The 3,630-nt window shown below is 55.4% G+C and carries 2 protein-coding genes; both read right to left on the bottom strand.

The window, feature by feature from the left end; genetic code table 11:
- Window positions 1-2,306, bottom strand: a 2,306-nt coding sequence (uvrB, locus tag ACOVRA_RS14430) for an excinuclease ABC subunit UvrB (RefSeq protein ID WP_421720908.1), incomplete at its 3' end; no start/stop codon positions are given.
- A gap of 47 nt (window positions 2,307-2,353) precedes the next feature.
- A complete protein-coding gene (locus ACOVRA_RS14425; protein WP_421720907.1) occupies window positions 2,354-3,127 on the bottom strand; it encodes a hypothetical protein in 774 nt (257 codons plus the stop codon).
- Window positions 3,128-3,630: the final 503 nt, after the last annotated feature.

The following is a 3,630-nucleotide window of genomic DNA, read 5'->3' as shown; positions in this document are numbered from 1 at the left end:
AACCGCTTAATCTCGTCGCGCAGGCGGGCGGCCTCTTCGAACTCAAGGTCGGCTGCTGCCGCCCGCATCCGCTTCTCAAGGTCAGCGAGAGCCGCTTTGAAGTTATGTCCGGGCGCACCCGCCTCTGGCGTCGTCTCGGCCTTGCCTTTGCCCCTGCCCTTACCTTTCACATTGGCGGTGGCATCGCTATCGGCCCCCAGACCAATCGTGACACCCTCCTTGCCATAGGGGCTATTGAGGATGTCGTGAATGTTAGAGCGAATAGATTGTGGCGTGATGCCATTGGCCTCGTTCCACGCCACTTGCTTGGCACGACGGCGATCGGTCTCATCGATGGCGCGCTTCATCGAGCCAGTGATGGAGTCCGCATACAAGATCACGCGGCCATCCACATTGCGCGCCGCACGGCCAATCGTCTGCACCAGACTGGTCTCCGACCGCAAAAACCCTTCCTTATCGGCATCCAAGATACAGACCAATTGGCACTCAGGAATATCAAGACCTTCCCGCAACAGATTGATCCCGATCAGAATATCAAAATTGCCGAGGCGAAGGTCGCGGATGATTTCAATGCGTTCGACCGTATCAATGTCGCTGTGCATATAGCGGACCTTCAAGCCCTGCTCATGCATATATTCGCTCAAGTCCTCGGCCATTTTCTTGGTCAAAGTTGTCACCAGTACGCGCCCGCCTGCGGCAATGGTCATCCGTGACTCTGCGATACAATCATCGACCTGGGTAAAGCCTTGGCCCGTCACCGGTCGGATCTCAACCGGGGGATCGATCAGGCCGGTTGGGCGGATGACTTGCTCAACAAACACCCCGCCCGTCTGGTTCATCTCCCACGGACCCGGTGTGGCCGACACACTGATCGTCTGGGGCCGCATCGCGTCCCATTCCTCAAACCGCAGGGGTCGATTGTCCATGCAGGAGGGCAAGCGAAAGCCATAATCCGACAGCGTCTTCTTGCGGCTATAATCGCCGCGGAACATCCCACCAATCTGGGGAATCGTCACGTGGCTTTCATCGACAAAGACCAAAGCATTGTCTGGGATATATTCGAACATGGTTGGTGGGGGCTCGCCCGGATTGCGGCCCGAGAGATAGCGGGAATAATTCTCAATACCGGCGCAAGACCCAGTTGCCAGCAGCATTTCGAGATCGAAGTCCGTGCGCTGCTTCAGGCGCTGGCCTTCAATCAGCAGGCCATTTTTCTCAAACCATTCCACGCGGGCCTTGGCTTCGGCCTTAATCTTCTCAATCGCTTGGCTCAGTGTTGGGCGTGGCGTGGTGTGGTGGCTATTGGCATAGACTTTGATGGCTTCGAGGTCTGCCGTCTTCTTACCCGTCAGCGGGTCAAACTCATGGATCGCCTCGACTTCATCGCCAAAGAACAAGACCCGCCAAGCCCGGTCCTCATAATGGGCTGGGAAAATATCGAGCGCATCGCCGCGCAGACGGAAATTGCCGCGCGCGAAGTAAATATCGTTGCGCTTATATTGCAGCGCGACCAGATCGCGTGTCACCGTCTGCGGATCGGCTCGATCCCCCGGCTTCAAGACAAAGGTCATCGAGGAATAGCTTTCCACCGAGCCAATGCCGTAGATACACGAGACCGAAGAAATGATGATCACATCATCGCGCTCCAAAATGGCGCGGGTTGCCGCATGACGCATCCGGTCGATCTGTTCGTTGATATTGCTCTCTTTTTCGATGTAGGTATCGGTCCGCGGCACATAGGCTTCGGGCTGATAATAATCATAGTAAGAGACGAAATATTCCACGGCATTATTGGGAAAGAAGTTCTTGAACTCGCCATAAAGCTGGGCTGCCAAAGTCTTATTATGGGCAAGGATCAGGGCCGGCCGCTGCAATCGATGGATGACTTGCGCCATGGTAAAGGTCTTACCAGAGCCGGTGACACCCAAAAGAACTTGATCCTTCTCGCCCTCTTGGGCCGCTTCACACAAAGCCTCAATGGCGGCGGGCTGATCGCCAGCGGGCTGATAATCGCTCACCAATTCAAAGCGCTTACCGCCTTCAAACTTCTCTGGCAGAGTGGGGCGATGGGGCTGCCAAGCCGGAGGTGCCGAACTGCCGCGCGCATCGAGCACATTATAGTCAAAATCATAGACAAATGGGTCGCCCGCAAACTCAACCCCAGTCACCACTTGCGCATTCGGCTTGGGATCATCCAACGCATCGGCTTCGGCCCGCAACTTCTTGATATTCTCCCACGCCTGCATCTTATCCGTTGTGGGATGGGCATTGGGCTTACGAGGTCGGGAGGAAGGGGTACGCGCCATCAGGAGAACATAGGGGGAATATCGCGATTTGGGTAGGGGCCAAAATGTCAAACCCGAGAGACAACCGATTTGAGCGATTGTAGAATTGATGGCTCGGCTTGGAGCCGCTCTAAAGCTCGAGTGAGTTGCTTCTGCAAATGCGGCTTCAAGGCTGGCGCTTGGGTTTCTCCGCGCAATGCCAGATGAATTGCCAGAGAGAATATGCGCCCTTCTTCCGAAAGGTAGCCCGAAAAGCTTGACTGCCAGCCTTGGCTTTCAAAACTCGTATGTTGAGCAAACTCAAAGGCACTATTCGCAATCACAATGCCGAGGCCGAAGTAGCAACACGCAAGATCTGTGGCCAATTCTTCGATCATCGGCTCCTCCTCTGCGCCCGGGGGTGCCTCCCAAATCGTCTGCATGGCGTAGTGACAAAGCTCATGGCCGAGTACTGCAATCAAATGGCTTGGGGTCGACAACAATCGTTCTGAATACGTGATGATGGCCTGCCCCTCTTCAATTCTAAATGTACCGAGCGGCTTGGTAGTGGGAACGACGACAAAGGTAGACACACGTCCACCAAGTGCGATCTCCTCCACAAGCTCGAAATGCAAATCTTCCAAACCCATATAGGCTTGGAGTTCTTTGGCGAGCGCCAAGACCTCATCATGGCTTTCCAGCGGTTTAGACGGCACGAGCCCCTGCCCGGCCACGAGTGGCTGGCGCGCAACAACTTTATCTGTCCCCCCCAAATGATAGAGCAGATATAACCATGTCTCGACCTGCCACTCTTCCAAATGCGGTTCGAGAAACCTTTTTTTGCGATCAAACAGACCAAACATCTTAAAGACAGCCACCTCTTGAATTGGAGCCATCGTAAGTGGAATCGATGCTTTGTGCTAGCCAAGTTAAATTTTGCGTTGGGAACCAAACCTGCACGCCCCCGCTGTCTATTCGGCTCCCGCTTGCGCGGTGGCGAAGCCAGTGAAAGGGTGTTTCAAAACACTTAGAACGCCTTTGGCGCGTCGGCGTAGCCGAGTTTACCTCTGGATGCCCCATCCTGCGCAACAAGAATTGTCGAACGGCTTCAAGACAAGCGAAGTGCCGCCTGAAGCCGGTCCAAAGCAAAGGCGCTTTGGTCGAGCACCTGCCAACCCGCTCTCGCGCAAAGGCCCCCTCACCCCCGTCCCCTCTCCGCCTCAGGAGGCGACAGGTGATAATCGCACAAAAAAACGCCCCGACCGTGTGGGTCGGGGCGCTCTTTATTTCGATGGCCTCAGGCTTATCGCCTCAGGCCTTATTCAACCACTGCTGCCACAACGCCTGCACCAACGGTGCGGCCGCC

Source organism: Aquidulcibacter sp., from assembly GCF_049239865.1.
Taxonomy (GTDB): Bacteria; Pseudomonadota; Alphaproteobacteria; order Caulobacterales; family Aquidulcibacteraceae; genus Aquidulcibacter.
This window is presented reverse-complemented; position numbering and strand designations above follow the sequence as displayed.